Annotated in this window: 11 protein-coding genes; 2 read left to right on the top strand and 9 right to left on the bottom strand. The window is 72.7% G+C overall.

Going from position 1 to position 16,540, the window contains the following annotated elements; genetic code table 11:
* Positions 1–109: 109 nt before the first annotated feature.
* The gene (locus NQ707_RS03625; RefSeq protein WP_404434833.1) at positions 110–1,144 is read right to left on the bottom strand and encodes a hypothetical protein; all 1,035 of its coding nucleotides are present in this window, start codon (positions 1,142–1,144) and stop codon (positions 110–112) included.
* A gap of 364 nt (positions 1,145–1,508) precedes the next feature.
* On the opposite strand from NQ707_RS03625, the gene mfd reads away from it, so the two are divergent.
* Positions 1,509–5,138, top strand: a complete 3,630-nt coding sequence (gene mfd / locus NQ707_RS03620; protein ID WP_404434831.1) for a transcription-repair coupling factor — start codon at positions 1,509–1,511, stop codon at positions 5,136–5,138.
* Positions 5,139–5,298: 160 nt separating this feature from the next.
* On the opposite strand, the gene NQ707_RS03615 is transcribed toward mfd, so the two are convergent.
* The 4 genes from NQ707_RS03615 to NQ707_RS03600 all read right to left on the bottom strand — a co-directional run bounded on the left by NQ707_RS03615 (position 5,299) and on the right by NQ707_RS03600 (position 9,092).
* Positions 5,299–5,616, bottom strand: coding sequence for a hypothetical protein (locus NQ707_RS03615; RefSeq protein WP_055684369.1), 318 nt, complete (start codon positions 5,614–5,616; stop codon positions 5,299–5,301).
* 121 nt (positions 5,617–5,737) lie between these two features.
* A complete protein-coding gene (gene deoC, locus NQ707_RS03610) occupies positions 5,738–6,394 on the bottom strand; it encodes a deoxyribose-phosphate aldolase (RefSeq protein ID WP_055684370.1) in 657 nt (218 codons plus the stop codon).
* A gap of 52 nt (positions 6,395–6,446) precedes the next feature.
* Positions 6,447–8,195, bottom strand: coding sequence for a phospho-sugar mutase (locus tag NQ707_RS03605; protein ID WP_404434828.1), 1,749 nt, complete (start codon positions 8,193–8,195; stop codon positions 6,447–6,449).
* Between the two features lie 54 nt (positions 8,196–8,249).
* Entirely contained in the window at positions 8,250–9,092 is an 843-nt protein-coding gene (locus tag NQ707_RS03600; RefSeq protein WP_404434826.1) for a purine-nucleoside phosphorylase, read from the bottom strand.
* A gap of 97 nt (positions 9,093–9,189) precedes the next feature.
* Here NQ707_RS03600 and NQ707_RS03595 point away from each other — a divergent pair, with 97 nt between their 5' ends.
* A complete protein-coding gene (locus NQ707_RS03595; RefSeq protein ID WP_375542952.1) occupies positions 9,190–10,614 on the top strand; it encodes an NAD(P)H-quinone dehydrogenase in 1,425 nt (474 codons plus the stop codon).
* 99 nt (positions 10,615–10,713) lie between these two features.
* Here the strand turns inward: NQ707_RS03595 and NQ707_RS03590 are convergent, their stop codons facing one another.
* From NQ707_RS03590 to NQ707_RS03575, 4 genes are all read right to left on the bottom strand, one after another.
* A complete protein-coding gene (locus tag NQ707_RS03590) occupies positions 10,714–12,180 on the bottom strand; it encodes an MFS transporter (protein WP_081046355.1) in 1,467 nt (488 codons plus the stop codon).
* A gap of 158 nt (positions 12,181–12,338) precedes the next feature.
* Positions 12,339–14,156, bottom strand: coding sequence for a biotin carboxylase N-terminal domain-containing protein (locus tag NQ707_RS03585; protein WP_058730375.1), 1,818 nt, complete (start codon positions 14,154–14,156; stop codon positions 12,339–12,341).
* A gap of 105 nt (positions 14,157–14,261) precedes the next feature.
* Positions 14,262–14,972 carry a Maf family protein gene (locus tag NQ707_RS03580; RefSeq protein WP_404434822.1) on the bottom strand — a complete coding sequence of 237 codons (711 nt, stop codon included), beginning with the start codon at positions 14,970–14,972 and terminating at the stop codon, positions 14,262–14,264.
* Between the two features lie 66 nt (positions 14,973–15,038).
* Positions 15,039–16,487 (bottom strand): dicarboxylate/amino acid:cation symporter, encoded by a 1,449-nt coding sequence (locus NQ707_RS03575; RefSeq protein ID WP_404434818.1) that lies wholly within the window; start codon positions 16,485–16,487, stop codon positions 15,039–15,041.
* Positions 16,488–16,540 lie beyond the last annotated feature (53 nt).

The following is a 16,540-nucleotide window of genomic DNA, read 5'->3' as shown; positions in this document are numbered from 1 at the left end:
CGCCCGGTGCGCGAGCGGTGATGCCGGCGATGACCGGCGGGCTCCCGGCGGAGGCCCGAGTCCGGGTGCGGCGGCGGGCCCCGCCCGCCGCCGCGTCCGGAGGACGGCCTCAGGCGTCCCGGCGGTTCAGCCGACGCCGGCGGGCGAGGACCAGGAGGGCCCCGCCCAGGGCCAGGAGGCCGACGCCGAGGATACTCCAGCCGGTGACGGCGGCGCCGGTGGAGGCCAGCCGCTCACCGGACGGCGCGGTGCTCGACGTCGGCTGCTCCGCGGTCGTGCCGGCCGCGGGCTGGGCCTGCTCGCCGAGGGTCGGGATGCGATCCCCGGGGCCGGCGGAGGTGGGCGCCGGGGCCGCGGCCGTGCTGGCGGAGGCCGAGGGCGTGCTCGAGCCCCCGGCCTCCGGGGTGACCGGAGCGGAGGGCACGGCGGAGGTGCTGGCCGAGGGTGAGGGCGTGCTCGCGCCGGAGGGCGTGGCCGCCTCCGACGGCGTGCTCGACGCGGAGGGCGTGGCACGGGGCGACGGAGTGGCCGACGGCGTGGCGGAGGCGCTCGGGGACGGGGTGGCCGTCGCCGAGGGCGTGGGCTGCGGGCCGGTCGGGGTGGTGGCCGACGGGGAGGGGCTGGCGCTGGGTCCGGGCACGCTGTCCGGCGCCGTCAGCGCCAGGGTCGCGGTGTAGGCGCCGCTGGCCTCCCGGCTGCTCACCTCGTAGCGGTTCAGGGCCTCGGTGGCCCCGGGGGCGTGGGTGGCGCTGTAGGTGATGCGCAGCACCTGCCCTTCGGGAACGTCCGGCAGGCCCAGGACGAACCCGGAGTCCCGGCAGTCCACCGCGGAGGGCCGCACCGTGCTCCAGGCCTCCGGCAGCCGTCCCTGTGAGCTGGCGCCCTGCTGCACGGTGAGGCTGGAGCAGTCCAGCTGGGCGTCCAGCGGCGAGTCGCCCAGACGCAGGTCGGTGAGCGGGCCGGGCAGGTCCACGGTGGACAGCACGCGGGCGCCGTCCTGGCGCATGTGCTTGCTCGGCGTGCTGGGCGCGAACTGCGCGGCCGGGGCCGCGGCGTCCTGATCCGCCTGAGCCGGACCGACGACGAGGCCGGCCAGCGCCAGCCCGGCGCACAGCGGCAGCGCCGCCCGGGCGCGTCCCCGCACGCGGGCGGACCCGCCCCGCGGGGCGGCGGTGAGATGTGGATGAGCCGACGCAGACGGCGTCGACGGGTGCTGAGCGATGATGCTCCTGCGCATTCTTCCCCCTAGATGATGCGACAGACGGCGCCCTGAGCTCCCCCGAGCTCGCGGGCACCGCAGTATTCAGTTGTTCCAGTGCCCATGATGCTACTCCAAACCGGCAGACGCCACGCCTGGGACGTGCATCCGATCACGGCTGCGCCCGCCCGGGCGCCGCCCGTCCCGCCGTTCGCCGGGCGAGCAATCCCGTTCCCGCGCCGCGGGACGGGGACTAGCCTGGTGAGGTTCCCCGTTTCCGCTCGCCCGCCCTCGTGAGGATTCCGACACCATGAGCCTGACCGGTCTGCGCACCGCGCTGTCCCAGGAGCCCACCTTCGCCAACGTGCTGCGCCAGGCCTCCGTGCCCGCCGCGCAGCGCTCCGCGGAGACGGTCATCGGCGCCGCCGAGGGGCTGCGCGCCCCGCTGGTCGCGCAGATCTCGGACGGCCTGGCCGCCGCGGACGCCGCCAGCGGGCGCGCGGACGGACACGCGCCCGTCGTGCTGGCCGTGACCGCCACGGACCGGGAGGCCGAGGACCTGGAAGCGGTCCTGGGCTCCTACCTGCCGGAGGAGGCCGTGACCCGCTTCCCTGCGTGGGAGACCCTGCCGCACGAGCGGCTCTCCCCGCGCTCGGACACCGTGGGCCAGCGCCTGGCCGTGCTGCGCCGGCTGGCCGAGGAGCGGGATGGCACGCGGGTGGTCATCGCCCCCATCCGCTCCGTGCTCCAGCCCATCGCCGCCTCCCTGGACGCGATGCGCCCGGTGCGCCTGGCCGTGGGGGAGGAGCGGGACTTCGAGCAGACCGTGCAGGCCCTGTACGATGCCGCCTACTCCCGGGTGGATCTGGTGACCCGCCGCGGGGAGTTCGCGGTGCGCGGGGGCATCCTGGACGTGTTCTCCCCGGTGGAGGACCACCCGGTGCGCATCGAGTTCTTCGGGGATGAGGTCGAGCAGATGCGGTGGTTCGCCGTTGCGGATCAGCGCACCTTCACCCCCCAGCACGGGCGGGACCCGCAGGAGCTGATCGCCCCGCCGTGCCGGGAGATCCTCATCACCCCGGCCGTGATGTCCCGGGCCGCGAAGCTGAAGGACTCCCTGCCGGGCGCGGAGTCCATGCTCGAGCGGATCGCCGGCGGCATCTACGTGGAGGGCATGGAGTCCCTCGCGCCGCTGCTGGTGGACGCCATGACCACCCTCGTCGCCTCCCTGCCGGCCGGCTCCTTGGCGGTGCTGTGCGAGCCGGAGCGGATCCGCACCCGCGCCGCGGATCTGGTGGCCACCAATCAGGAGTTCCTGCTGGCCGCATGGGAGCAGGCCTCCGACGGGCAGGCCGCGCCCATCGACCTGCAGGAGACGGGCCTGGCCGCGGGCTCCTTCATGGACGTCGCCGAGGCCCGGGCCCAGGCCCTGGAGGCCGGGATCGGCTGGTGGGCCATCACGAGCCTGGGCGTGGACGAGGCCATCGAGGACGACGCCGACACCCTCACCATCGCGGTGCGCGCACCCCTGACCTTCGCCGGGGACGTGCAGGCCCTGCTCGACGTCGTCGCCCAGCACGTGCGCGAGCAGTGGCAGGTGGTCGCGGTGACCGAGGGCCCCGGACCGCTGAAGCGCCTGGCCGAGCTGTTCCGGGAGGCCGACCTGCCGGCCGCGATCCACGAGGACCTCACCGAACCTCCGGCTCCCGGGGTCATCGCCCTGACCACCGCCGCCCACGGCACCGGCTTCGTGCTCGAGGAGGCGAAGATCGCCTTCCTCACCGAGGCGGACGTGCTCGGGCGGGCCAGCCCGTACACCACCAGGGACATGCGCAAGCTGCCGGCCAAGCGCCGTCGCAACGCCGTGGACCCGCTGGCCCTGAAGGCCGGGGACTACGTGGTGCACGAGCAGCACGGCATCGGCCGCTTCGTCGAGCTGATCCAGCGGCCCATCGCCGGGGCCATGGTCAAGCCCGGTCAGCCCAAGCCGATGAAGGAGTACCTGGTCCTGGAGTACGCCGCGGCCAAGCGCGGGGCCCCGAAGGACCGATTGTTCGTGCCCACGGACCAGCTGGACCAGGTCACCAACTACGTCGGCGGGGACGCCCCGACCCTGTCCAAGATGGGCGGCTCGGACTGGGCCAAGACCAAGTCCCGGGCGCGCAGGGCCGTCAAGGAGATCGCCGCGGACCTGATCCGCCTGTACTCCGCGCGCATGGCCTCCCGCGGGCATGCCTTCGCCCCGGACACCCCCTGGCAGCGGGAGCTGGAGGACGCCTTCCCCTACATCGAGACCCCGGATCAGCTGACCACGATCAACGAGGTCAAGGCGGACATGGAGAAGGAGACGCCGATGGACCGGCTGATCTCCGGGGACGTCGGCTACGGCAAGACCGAGGTGGCCGTGCGCGCCGCGTTCAAGGCCGTGCAGGACGGCAAGCAGGTCGCAATCCTGGTGCCTACGACCCTGCTGGCCCAGCAGCACACCGAGACCTTCACCGAGCGGTTCTCCGGTTTCCCAGTGCGGGTGGCGACCTTGTCCCGGTTCCAGACGCCCAAGGAGTCCCAGGCCGTGGAGGCCGGGATCGCCGACGGCTCCGTGGACGTCGTCATCGGCACCCACCGGCTGCTCTCCCAGGCCGTGAAGTTCAAGGACCTGGGCCTGGTGATCATCGACGAGGAGCAGCGCTTCGGCGTCGAGCACAAGGAGAAGCTGAAGACCCTGCGCACCAACGTGGACGTGCTGGCGATGTCCGCGACCCCCATCCCGCGCACCCTGGAGATGTCCCTGACCGGGATCCGGGAGACCTCCACCCTGGCGACGCCGCCGGAGGAGCGCCACCCGGTGCTCACCTTCGTCGGGCCCAGCACGGACCAGCAGGTGGCCGCCGCGATCCGCCGGGAGCTGATGCGCGAGGGCCAGGTGTTCTTCGTGCACAACCGGGTCTCCTCGATCGACCGCACCGCCGCGGACCTGCAGCGACTGGTCCCGGAGGCGCGCATCGCCGTCGCCCACGGGCAGATGAGCGAGGCGCGGCTGGAGCAGATCATCGTGGACTTCTGGGAGAAGCGCTTCGACGTGCTGGTGTGCACCACCATCGTGGAGACCGGCCTGGACATCTCCAACGCCAACACGCTGATCGTGGATCGGGCCGACCACTACGGGCTGTCCCAGCTGCACCAGCTGCGCGGGCGCGTGGGACGCGGCCGGGAGCGGGCCTACGCCTACTTCCTCTACCCGCCGGAGAAGCCGCTGGGGGAGGTGGCCCTGGAGCGGCTGAAGGCCGTGGCCGCCCACAATGAGCTCGGCGCCGGGATGCAGCTGGCCATGAAGGACCTGGAGATCCGCGGGGCCGGGAACCTGCTCGGCGGGGAGCAGTCCGGGCACATCGCCGGGGTCGGCTTCGACCTCTACCTGCGTCTGGTGGGCGAGGCCGTGGCCGACTTCCGCGGGGAGAAGGAGGAGGCGGCCCCGGCGGAGATGAAGATCGAGCTGCCGGTGGACGCGCACCTGCCCCACGACTACGTGCCGGGGGAGCGGCTGCGCCTGGAGGCCTACCGCAACCTCGCCGCGGCCGCGACCGACGAGGCCGTGGACGAGGTGGCCGCGGAGCTGGCCGACCGCTACGGCGAGCTGCCGGAGCCGGCCCGGAACCTGCTGGCCATCGCCCGGCTGCGCATCCGCGCCCGGGCCGCGGGCCTGAGCGAGATCATGACCATGGGCTCCAAGATCCGCTTCCACCCGGTGGACCTGCCGGACTCCCGGCGGATGCGCCTGGAGAGGATGTATCCGGGGGCGCTCGTGAAGCCTGTGCCGGGCACCGAGACCCGGCAGATCCTGGTGCCCAAGCCCAAGACGGCGCCGGTGGGCGGGAAGGATCTGGTGGACGGGCAGATCCTGGCCTGGGTCCGGGAGTTCATCGACGCGATCCTCGCCTGAGCGCCCGGCGCGAGCTCGCCGCCCGCGCGTCCCGCCCGGACGGCGAGCTCGTCCGCCGCTCCTCCGGGTGCGCGAAGGCCCCCTGACCGGATCCGGTCAGGGGGCCTTCGCGCGGGTGCCGCACCCGGCCGTGCGCCGAGGCGACGGCGTCGGGCTGGGATCAGGCGGGATCCTGCATGGTGGCCCGCCCGCTCACGGCGTGCTTGCGGGTGCCGCTGTTGAGCAGCCACAGCGGGATCAGGAAGGTCACCGCGTAGGCGGCCAGACCGAGGACGAACACGGGTCCGGCCTTGGGATCCGAGATCCAGTAGGAGAACAGCACCAGGGAGCCGCACAGCAAGGCGAAGCACAGGATGAAGGTCAGGATGTTCGAGGCCAGGTGCCCCTGACCGGAGTAGGTGCGGACCCGGGTGGCGCCGTCGCGGCGCTGCCCCGTCTGCGCGGTGCGTCCGGTCTCGGCGTGGGTGGTGCTGGACATGGTGCCTTCCGTCCTTCTCGTGATGATGGGTCCCGCCGTCGGCATCGGATGGCGATGTGCGCGCGAGACCGGGGTGATGCGTCTGACCCCAGTATAGGGAGGCCCCGGGGCGGGGCGCAGGTCAGGACGCGGAGACCAGGGCCGGGCCCTTGGAAGCGCCGATGCGGTTCGCGCCCGCGCCGATCATGGCCAGGGCGTCCACGCGGGAGCGGATCCCGCCGGAGGCCTTGACCCCGATGTCGGGGCCGACCGCGGCGCGCATCAGGCGCACGTCCTCGACGGTGGCCCCGCCGGTGGAGAAGCCCGTGGAGGTCTTCACGAACTCCGCGCCGGCCGCCACGGCGGCCCGGCAGGCCAGGGTCTTCTGCTCGTCGGTGAGCAGGCAGGCCTCGATGATGACTTTGAGGATCGCCCCGCCCTCGGCCACGGCCTCGTGCACGGCGCGGATCTGCTCCGTCAGCGCGGTCTCGTCCCCGGCGATCGCCGTGGCGATGTCGATGACCATGTCGATCTCCTGGGCCCCCTCCGCGACGGCCTCGCGGGCCTCGAAGACCTTCGAGGCCGTGGTGCTGGCGCCCAGGGGGAAGCCGACGACGGCGCAGGTGCGGGGGGCGGCGTCGGCCAGCTGCGCGGCGACCAGCGGCACCCACACGGGGTTCACGCACACGGCCGCGAAGCCGTACTCGATGGCCTCCTGGCACACGCGGCGCACCTGCTCGGCGGAGGCATCCGGGGCGAGCAGGGTGTGGTCGATGATGGCGGCGAGTTCGGTGTCCATGGGGTCCTCGGTCTCTGTGCGGTGATGGATGCTCAACGGCCTGTGTTCCAGATCATATCCCGAGGGCTGCGGCGACATCCGCCCGCACCGCGGCCAGACGCTCGGCGGCCCGGGCGCGGGCGGCCGGGAGATCCCCGGAGACCGGCTCCACGGTCTCCAGGTAGCACTTGAGCTTGGGCTCGGTCCCGGAGGGCCGCACGATCACCCGTGAGCCGTCCCCGGTCAGCAGCCGCAGCGCGTCCGTGGGCGGCAGGCCGGCCAGCCCGTCCCGCAGGTCCTCCACGGCCACCACGGGGGAGCCTGCCAGCTGCCGCGGGGTCTGCGCCCGCAGGCGCAGCATCATCTCCCGGATCAGCTCCAGCTGGGCGACTCGCACGGAGAGCTGGTCCGTGGCGTGCACCCCGTGCTCGGTGTGCAGCCGATCCAGCACGTCCAGCAGGGTCCGACCCTGCCCCTTGAGCCGATCGGCGCAGTCGGCCAGCAGCAGGGCCGCGGAGATGCCGTCCTTGTCCCGGGCCAGCTGCGGGGCCACGCAGTAGCCCAGCGCCTCCTCGTAGCCGTATACCAGCCCGGGCACCCGGGAGATCCACTTGAAGCCGGTCAGCGTCTGCACGTGGCGCACCCCGCGCGCCGCGGCCATCGCCCCGAGCAGCCGGGAGGAGACGATCGAGGAGGCGAAGGCCGCGGACTGGGCCTGACCCGCCGGGATCCGCTCGAGCATGACCTGCCCGAGGATCGCCCCGATCTCATCCCCGCGCAGGATCCGCCAGTCCGGCGCGACGGGGCTGATGCGCCCCACCCCCTGCGCCCGGTCGGCCGGGATGGGGATCGCGAAAGCGGCCCGATCCGCGTCGGGGTCGTTGGCGATCACCAGGTCCGCCCCGCGGGTCTCGGCCAGCCGCAGGGCCAGATCCATCGCCCCGGGCTCCTCCGGATTGGGGAAGGCGACGGTGGGGAAGGCCGGGTCCGGCAGGGCCTGCTCCGGGACCACGCTCAGCTGGTCGAAGCCGCAGCGGGACAGGGCCATCGAGGCCACCTCCCCGCCGACCCCGTGCATCGGGGTCAGCACCACGGACAGGTCCCGGCGGGAGGGGGCGAAGCCCGGCAGCAGATCGCAGACCTGGTGCTCGTAGTCGCGCGCGATCCGCTCGGGCAGCACCGTCCAGCCCTCGTCGGCCCGGGGGATCCGATCGGCATCGGGGGCCGCCTCGATGCACCGGGCGATCTCGGCGTCATACGGCGGGACGATCTGGGCTCCGTCCCCGGCGGCGTCCACGGCGTGCCCGCCGAGGTAGACCTTGTACCCGTTGTCCTGCGCCGGGTTGTGCGAGGCGGTGACCATGACCCCGACGTCGGCCTTCAGCAGCCGCAGCGCCCAGGCCAGCACCGGGGTGGGCAGGGGCAGCGGCAGCAGGTACGCGTCGATCTCCGCGGCCGTGAAGATCGCGGCGGTGTCCCGGGCGAAGACCTGGGACTTGCGGCGGGCGTCGTAGCCGATGACCGCGCGCGGCGCACCCCAGCTCTCCTCTTCGGCCCGCCCGGTCAGGTACGCGGCCAGCCCGTGGGCGGCCTTCGCGACGACGACGCGGTTCATCCGCATCGGGCCGGCGCCCAGGGCCGCGCGCAGGCCCGCGGTGCCGAAGCCCAGGGTTCCGGAGAAGCGCTCGGTCAGCTCCCGGGCGGCTGCGGGATCGTCCTCGGCACGGGAGAGCAGGTCCAGCAGCTCCCGCTGGGTCTCCGGGTCCGGATCGGACTCCACCCAGCCGTCGACCTGCTCGGTCAGGGCGGCGAGATCGGACATGGCGGTGCTCTCCTCGATGGTGGCGGTGTGCGGGTGGCTCGTGCGGAGCCCGAATCAGGAGCTCAGGCCCGCCACGATCTGCGCGAGCAGGCACGAGATGCGGGGGCCGGCGGCCCGGCCTTCGGCCAGGACCTCCTCGTGGGACAGGGGTGAGGCGGAGATCCCCGCGGCCAGGTTGGTGACCAGGGAGATCCCGAAGACCTCCATGCCGGCGGCGCGCGCGGCGATGGCCTCCAGGGCCGTGGACATCCCCACCAGATCCGCCCCCAGGGTGCGGGCCATGCGGATCTCCGCGGGGGTCTCGTAGTGCGGTCCGGGCAGCTGCAGGTACACGCCCTCGGCCAGGGACGGATCCGCTTCCCGGGCGATCTCCCGGATCCGCGGGGAGTACAGGTCGGTGAGGTCCACGAAGTGCGCCCCCACCAGCGGGGAGGCCGCGGTGAGGTTGAGGTGGTCGCGGATCAGCACGGGCTGGCCCGGGGCATAGTCGGGCTGCAGGCCGCCGCACCCGTTGGTCAGGATCATGGTCCGGGCCCCCGCGGCGGCCGCGGTGCGCACCCCGTGCACGACGGCGTGCACGCCCCGGCCCTCGTAGAAGTGGGTGCGGGCGCCGATCACCAGGGCGCGGCGCCCGTCCTCGGTGCGGATCGAGCGCAGGGTCCCGCTGTGCCCGGCGACCCCGGAGGCATGGAAGCCGGGGATCTGGTCCGCGGGGATCTCGTGGGTGGTCTCCCCGATCAGCTCGGCGGCCTCCCCCCACCCGGAGCCCAGGGTCAGGGCCACATCGTGGCGGGGCACCCCCGTGATCTCGGCCAGGCGTTCCGCGGCCTCGCGGGCGGCGCGGTTCGGCGGGAAATCGGGGTGCGAGGAGGGCAGCTGCGCGGCGTCGTCGTTCACCCCACCACGGTATCAGCCGGGCCCCGCGTCAGGCCCGCACTCCACGGCCGCGCGCGGCGTGCGCGGAGGTTTGGTGACAGGGCGTGGATGCGCGAGGATGAGGCGTGTGAGCCAGAACGAATCCTTCGCACCCCAGCGCCTGCTCGTCATCGGCGGCGGACCCGGCGGCTACGAGGCCGCCCTCGTCGCGGCGACCCTCGGGGCGGACGTCACCCTCATCGAGCGCCAGGGCCTGGGCGGCTCGGCCGTGCTGACCGACGTCGTGCCCTCCAAGACGCTGATCGCCTCCGCGGACACCATGAACCGCTTCTCCGAGGCTCCGGCCCTGGGCATCCGCACCCGCAAGGGCGATGAGCTCGTGGAGCTGGAGGTCAACATGGACAAGGTGAACCGGCGCCTGCTGCGCCTGGCCGCCGAGCAGTCCAAGGACATCCGCCGCTCCCTGGAGAAGGCCGGGGTCAAGGTCGTGGACGGCACCGGGAAGCTGCTGTCCGCGCACACCGTGCAGGTCACCGACGCGGACGGGCTCAGCTACGAGCTGGAGGCCGAGGCCGTGCTGCTGGCGGTCGGGGCCCACCCCCGGGAGATCCCCACCGCCGCCCCGGACGGGGAGCGGATCCTGAACTGGACCCAGCTGTACCGCCTGGAGACCATCCCCGAGCACCTCGTGGTGGTCGGCTCCGGGGTCACCGGCGCCGAGTTCGCCTCCGCCTACCGGGGCCTGGGCTCGCGGGTCACCCTGGTCTCTTCCCGGGACCGGGTGCTGCCGGGGGAGGATGAGGACGCCGCCCAGGTGCTGGAGGACGTCTTCGAGCGCCGCGGGCTGCAGGTCATGCCGCGCTCGCGCGCCGAGGCCGTGGAGCGCACCGAGGACGGGGTGGTGGTGACCCTGAACGACGGCCGCAAGGTCGCCGGGTCCCACTGCCTCATGGCCGTGGGCTCGATCCCCAACACCGCGGACCTGGGTCTGGAGGCCGCCGGGGTGCGCACCACCGAGTCCGGGCACATCGCCGTGGACGGCGTCTCGCGCACCACCGCTCCGAACGTCTACGCCGCCGGGGACTGCACCGGCGTGCTCCCGCTGGCCTCGGTGGCCGCGATGCAGGGGCGCATCGCGATCGCGCACCTGATGGGCGACTCCGTCTCCCCGCTGAAGTCCCACCGGGTGGCCTCCAACATCTTCACCTCCCCGGAGATCGCCACCGTGGGGGTCACCGAGGCGGAGATCCGCGCGGGCAAGTACCAGGCGGATGTGGTGATGCTGAAGCTGGGCACCAACCCCCGCGCCAAGATGATGGCCGTGGAGGACGGGTTCGTGAAGATCTTCGCCCGCAAGTACTCGGGCACCGTGATCGGCGGGGTCGTGGTGGGTCCGCGCGCCTCGGAGCTGATCTTCGCCGTGTCCCTCGCTGTGCACAACAAGATCCACGTGGACTCCTTCGCGGACACCTTCACCGTGTACCCCTCCCTGTCCGGGTCCCTGTCCGAGGCTGCCCGCCGCCTGCACGTGATGCCCGGCTGAGCCGGGGGATCCGCGCACACACGGGACGGGCGGGGCACCCGAAGGAGGTGCCCCGCCCGTCCCGTGCCTCGTCGGCGTCGGCTCTGAGTCGAGGTCGGCTCAGACCAGGCCGACCGGCTCCTCGGCCAGCTCGGGCCGCTCCCGGCGGTCGGCGGGGGCCGCGCCCACGCTGTCCAGGTCCAGATCCCGGGTCTCGTGGGAGAGCAGCAGCGCCGCGATGGTCACGACGGCCGCTCCGGAGAGGTACCAGCCGACCGCGGCGACCCCGCCGTGGGCGTTCAGCCACACCGCCACGTACGGGGTGATCGCAGCTCCCAGGATCGAGGCGACGTTGTAGGAGATCCCGGAGCCGGTGTAGCGGACGTTGGTGGGGAACAGCTCCGGCAGGTACGCGGACATGGACCCGAAGGACAGGCCCATCAGCACCATGCCCACGGACAGGAACAGGATGATCCCGCCGATGTTCGCGGCCTCGCCGGTGCCGATGCGCTCGGGTGCCATGAACAGCCCGAAGCTCAGCCCGAACACCGCCATCAGCACGTTGGTGATCAGCTGCTGCCGACGCCGCCCCATGCGGTCGGCCAGCCACCCGGAGATCGGGACGAACACCGCGAAGAACACGATCGCGGCCAGCTGGATCTTCAGGAACGTGTGGTAGCCGATCCCCAGCCCGCCCTGCGCCGGCTTGCCGATGCCGAAGGACAGGATCCAGGCGGTCATCAGGTAGAACAGCACGTAGCAGGACAGCATGATGAAGGTGCCCAGGATCATCGGGCGCCAGGCCACCCGGAACACCTCGGCCACCGGAGCCTTGACCTTCTCCCCGCGCTGGGCCGCCCGGCGGAACACCGGCGTCTCCTCCAGGCGCACCCGCACGTACAGGCCCACCAGGACCATGACGACGGAGAACAGGAAGGGCACCCGCCAGCCCCACACCATGAACGGGTGGCTCAGGTCCGCCCCGTCCCGGGCGGAGTTGAAGCCGAACCAGGTGGTCAAGCCCAGCACGAAGCCGTTGGCGAGGATGAAGCCGAACGGGGCGCCCAGCTGCGGCCACATCGCGGCCCGGGCCCGCTTGCCCGGCTCCGCGTACTCGCTGGCCAGCAGCGCCGCCCCGGACCACTCCCCGCCCAGGCCCAGGCCCTGGGCGAAGCGCAGGATGGTCAGCATCGCCGGGGCCCAGAAGGCGATCTGGTGGTAGGTGGGCAGCAGGCCGATGAGGAAGGTGGCCAGCCCCATGGTCAGCAGGGCCCCCACCAGGGTGGCCTTGCGTCCGATCCGGTCGCCGAAGTGCCCGAAGACCACCGAGCCGATGGGCCGGCCGAAGAAGGCCGCGGCGAAGGTCGCCATCGAGGCCAGCAGGCGGGTGGTGTCGTCGGCCCCGGTGAAGAACAGGGCGGGGAACACGGCCACGGCGGCGGTGGCGTAGACGTAGAAGTCGTAGAACTCGATCGTGGTGCCCACGAGCGAGGCGGTGATGATGCGGTGCTTGGGCACGCGCGCGACGGGATCGGTCTCGGCGGGGGAGGAGCCCGGGGACTCCTCGGCGACCAGGGTGGAGGACATGGCCTCTCCTTGCGGATCAACAGGTGCGATCGGGCCCCGTCGCCCACCGGGTGCGGCGAGTGACGGGGCCCATGGGAACGGGGTGTCATCAGCGTAGAGCGGTGCTCACAGGCTGGACAACGCGTTCCGCATCCTGAGACTGGATCCCGGCGGAGGGGCTATTTGATGGTCGCGATAACCCCGCCGGCGGAGACTGTGTCCCCCTGCTTGGCCTTCAGCCCGGTGATCTTCCCGGACTTGTGCGCGGTCAGCGGCTGCTCCATCTTCATGGCCTCCAGGACCACCACCAGATCGCCCTCGCTGACCTTCGCACCGTCCTTGACGGCGACCTTCACGATCGTGCCCTGCATGGGCGAGGTCAGGTCATCCCCGCTGGCCGCGGCGGCCGCGGACTGCCGGCTGCGGCGGGAGGAGCGGGATTTGGCCGGCTTGGCCGCCGGGGCGCCGGCCCCGGCCAGGTGCGGCACCAGGACCTCCAGGCGCTTGCCGCCGACCTCCACGACCACCCGCTCGCGCTCGTCCTGCTCCTCATCCACGGAGCCGGGCACCCCTCCGTAGGGGGCGATGGCGTTGTGGAACTCGGTCTCGATCCAGCGGGTGTGCACGGAGAACGGCTCGCCGTCGGCGGGGGCGAAGGCCGGGTCGGAGACCACCACCTCGTGGAAGGTCGCGGCCGTGGGCATCCCCTCGATGGTCAGCTCCGCCAGGGCCCGGCGGGAGCGCTCCAGGGCCTGCTCGCGGGTGGCCCCGGTGACGATGAGCTTGGCGAGCATGGAATCGAAGTTCCCGCCGATCACATCCCCCTGGACCACGCCGGAATCCCAGCGCACCCCGGGACCGGAGGGCACGGTGAGCACCTCCACGGTGCCGGGGGCCGGCATGAAGTTGCGTCCCGGGTCCTCCCCGTTGATGCGGAACTCGAACGAGTGTCCGCGCAGCACCGGGTCCCCGTAGCCCAGCTCCTCTCCGCGGGCCACCCGGAACTGCTCGCGGACCAGGTCCAGCCCGGAGACCTCCTCGGAGACCGGGTGCTCCACCTGCAGACGGGTGTTGACCTCCAGGAAGGAGATGACCCCGTCCTGCCCGACGAGGAACTCGCAGGTCCCGGCCCCCTGGTACTGGGCCTCGGCGAGGATCGCCTTGGAGGAGGCGTACAGGCTGCTCAGCTGCTCCTCGGACAGCCACGGGGCCGGAGCCTCCTCCACGAGCTTCTGGTTGCGCCGCTGCAGGGAGCAGTCCCGGGTGGAGACGACGACGACGTTGCCGTGGGCATCGGCCAGGCACTGGGTCTCCACGTGGCGGGGGGAGTCGAGGAAGCGCTCGATGAAGCACTCCCCGCGCCCGAAGGCCGCCGTGGCCTCGCGCACCGCGGAGTCGTAGAGCTCCGGGATCTCCTCCCGGGTGCGGGCGACCTTGATCCCGCGGCCCCCGCCGCCGAAGGCGGCCTTGATGGCGATGGGCAGCCCGTGCTCGTCGGCGAAGTCCAGGACCTCCTGGGCCCCGGAGACCGGGTCCTTGGTGCCGGGCACCAGCGGGGCGCCGACCTTCTCGGCGATGTGCCGGGCGGCCACCTTGTCCCCGAGCTCGGTGATGGCCTCCGGGGAGGGGCCGATCCAGGTCAGTCCGGCCTGCTGCACCGCGCGGGCGAAGTCGGCGTTCTCGGAGAGGAACCCGTAGCCGGGGTGCACGGCGTCGGCGCCCGAGCGGCGGGCGGCGTCGATGATCTTGTCGATGACGAGGTAGGAGTCCGCGGCGGTGGACCCGCCCAGGGAGAAGGCCTCATCCGCGAGCTTGACGTGCAGGGCGTCCCGGTCCGGCTCGGCGTAGACCGCGACGGTGGGCAGTCCCTCGTCCCGGGCCGCGCGGATCACGCGCACCGCGATCTCACCGCGGTTGGCGACGAGCACCTTGGTCACGGGACCGCTGGCGTAGCGGGTTGCGGGGGTCGCCTGCGGCGCGGACACGGTATCGGTCACGGGGAAACTCCTTATCATCCTCAGCGCGAGCTTAGTCTCTGGACTCAGCATTTGCCTAAGCGCCGGGGCCTCGCGCGGGCCGTGCTCCGCATTCGGCGGGCCGGCTCAGGCAGTCTGCTCGGGGGCGCGCCACAGCCGCTGGATGCCCACGCCGAGACGGCCCAGCAGCTCGCGCAGCCCGTGCACGCTGAGTCCCTGCACCGCGTGCGGGTCCCCCTCGACCCCGGTGATGAACGCGGCGCCGTACCCCTCCAGGGTGAAGGACCCGGCGACCCACAGCGGCTCGCCGGTGGCGGCGTAGGCGTCGATCTCCTCCGGGGTCATCGCGGCGAAGGACACACGCGCGCTGACGCACAGCCCCGTGCCCTCGGCCGGGGCAGCGAGGTCGCGCCGGTCCACGAGCCAGTGGCCGGTGTGCAGGATGCCGGTGCGCCCGGACATGGCCCGCAGGCGCTCGCGTGCCGCCTGCCCGGTGCCCGGCTTGCCGTAGGCTCGCCCGTCCAGTTCGAACACGGAATCGCAGCCGAGCACCAGGTGCCCGGCGGCCTCCGGCAGCCCGGCCACGGCCTGCGCTTTGGTGCGGGCCAGGATCTCGGCGGTCTCGGCGGGGGAGGGCTGCCGGCCGAGGGCCCGACGCCGTTCCTCCACGGCTGCCGGCTCATCCACCCCGGAGACCAGGACGGAGAACTCCAGCCCGGCCTGGCGCAGGATCTGCGCGCGGGAGGGGGACTGGGAGCCCAGGATCAGCAGGGGCCGATCGGGATCGACGGAGCCGGAGGGGTCGGCGGGCGCGGACGTGCGGGAGGAGGTGCTCACCCGCCCCAGCCTAGCGGCCGAGGGCAAGCGGGCACCTCCTCGATGCGGCGTCCCGGGCGGGCGGGATCAGCCCAGGCGTGCGGGCTCGGCGTGGGGCCCGACGGCGTCGTCCTGCCCGGTCTGCTCGGCGTTCGCCCCGTGCTCCTGCGCCCACTGGGCGGCGGTGAGATCGGAGTCGAACCAGTCCGCCGAGCGCGGAGCGTTGTAGAGGTCCTCGTCCAGGATGCCTTCTCGGCGGGAGATGATCGCCGGGATCAGCGCCTGCCCGGTCACGTTCAGGGCGGTGCGGCCCATGTCGATGATCGGGTCGATGGCCAGCAGCAGCCCCACGCCGTCCAGGGGCAGGCCCAGGGTGGACAGGGTCAGGGTCAGCATGACCGTGGCTCCCGTGGTCCCGGCGGTGGCCGCCGAGCCCAGCACGGAGACCACCACGATCAGCAGGTAGTCCGTGATCCCCAGCGGCACGCCGTAGAACTGGGCGACGAAGATCGCCGCCAGCGCCGGGTAGACCGCCGCGCACCCGTCCATCTTGGTGGTGGCCCCGAAGGGCACGGCGAAGGAGGCGTAGGCCGGGGGCACGCCGAAGTTGCGCTCGGCCACCCGCTGGGTCACCGGCATCGTACCCATCGAGGAGCGGGAGACGAAGCCGATCTGCGCGGCCGGCCACACCCCGGTGAAGAACTGGCGGATGGACAGCCCGTTGAGCCGGGCCAGCAGCGGGTAGACCACGAAGCCCACGATCGCCAGGCCCACGTACAGCAGCAGCACGAACTTCGCCAGGGAGCCCATCGTGGCCCACCCGTAGGTGGACACCGCCGTGCCGATCAGCCCCAGGGTGCCCAGCGGGGCCAGGCGGATGATCCACCACAGGATCTTCTGCACGATCGCCAGGGCCGAGCGCATGAAGTTCAGGAACGGCTCGGCCGGCTTGCCGATCTTCAGCGCGGCGATCCCCACCGCCCCGGACATCACCAGGATCTGCAGGATGTTGAAGCTCACCGAGGTGTGCAGCCCGTCGGCCGTCTCCCGGGTGCTCGCGGACAGCCCGAGCACGTTGGCCGGGACGATGCTGGTGACGAAGGCCAGCCAGGACCCCTGGGTGCCGGTGTAGGAGTCCGGGGTGGACAGGCCCGTGCCGACCCCCGGGCGGAAGACGACGCCGAGCACGATGCCGATGATCACGGCGATCAGCGCGGTCCCGGCGAACCACAGGAGGGTCTTCACCGCCAGGCGCGCCGCGTTCGCCACGGCGGAGAGGTTGGCGATCGAGGTGATCACTGCGGTGACCACCAGCGGCACGACGGCGGCCTTGAGCAGGCTGACGTAGCTGGAGCCGATGGTGTCCAGGGTGGTCATCAGCCAGTTCTGGGAGGTCTCGGGATCCCCGCCGAGGGCGAGGGCGGCGAAGCCCAGCAGGACGCCGATGAGCAGGCCCAGGAGGATCTGGACCCCGAAGTTCGTCATCCAGGAGGGCAGGCGGCGGCGCGCTGTGGGCGCAGTGGAGCGTTCGGACATGCGCTCCAGGCTAGGAGCGGATGCTTTCCCGGTAAACCAAATGCGTCGTCGTA

Source organism: Rothia sp. BD8 (genome assembly GCF_044878465.1).
Classification (GTDB): Bacteria; Actinomycetota; Actinomycetes; order Actinomycetales; family Micrococcaceae; genus Rothia; species Rothia kristinae.
Note: the sequence above shows the minus strand (reverse complement) of the source record. Positions and strands in the feature narration are given on the sequence as shown.

Bases quoted from the DNA above. Each gene is read 5' to 3' on its own strand.
- mfd (WP_404434831.1), top strand. From the start codon at position 1,509: ATGAGCCTGACCGGTCTGCGCACCGCGCTGTCCCAGGAGCCCACCTTC.
- NQ707_RS03615 (WP_055684369.1), bottom strand. From the start codon at position 5,616: ATGTCCAGCACCACCCACGCCGAGACCGGACGCACCGCGCAGACGGGG.
- deoC (WP_055684370.1), bottom strand. From the start codon at position 6,394: ATGGACACCGAACTCGCCGCCATCATCGACCACACCCTGCTCGCCCCG.
- NQ707_RS03605 (WP_404434828.1), bottom strand. From the start codon at position 8,195: ATGTCCGATCTCGCCGCCCTGACCGAGCAGGTCGACGGCTGGGTGGAG.
- NQ707_RS03595 (WP_375542952.1), top strand. From the start codon at position 9,190: ATGAGGCGTGTGAGCCAGAACGAATCCTTCGCACCCCAGCGCCTGCTC.
- NQ707_RS03590 (WP_081046355.1), bottom strand. From the start codon at position 12,180: ATGTCCTCCACCCTGGTCGCCGAGGAGTCCCCGGGCTCCTCCCCCGCC.
- NQ707_RS03575 (WP_404434818.1), bottom strand. From the start codon at position 16,487: ATGTCCGAACGCTCCACTGCGCCCACAGCGCGCCGCCGCCTGCCCTCC.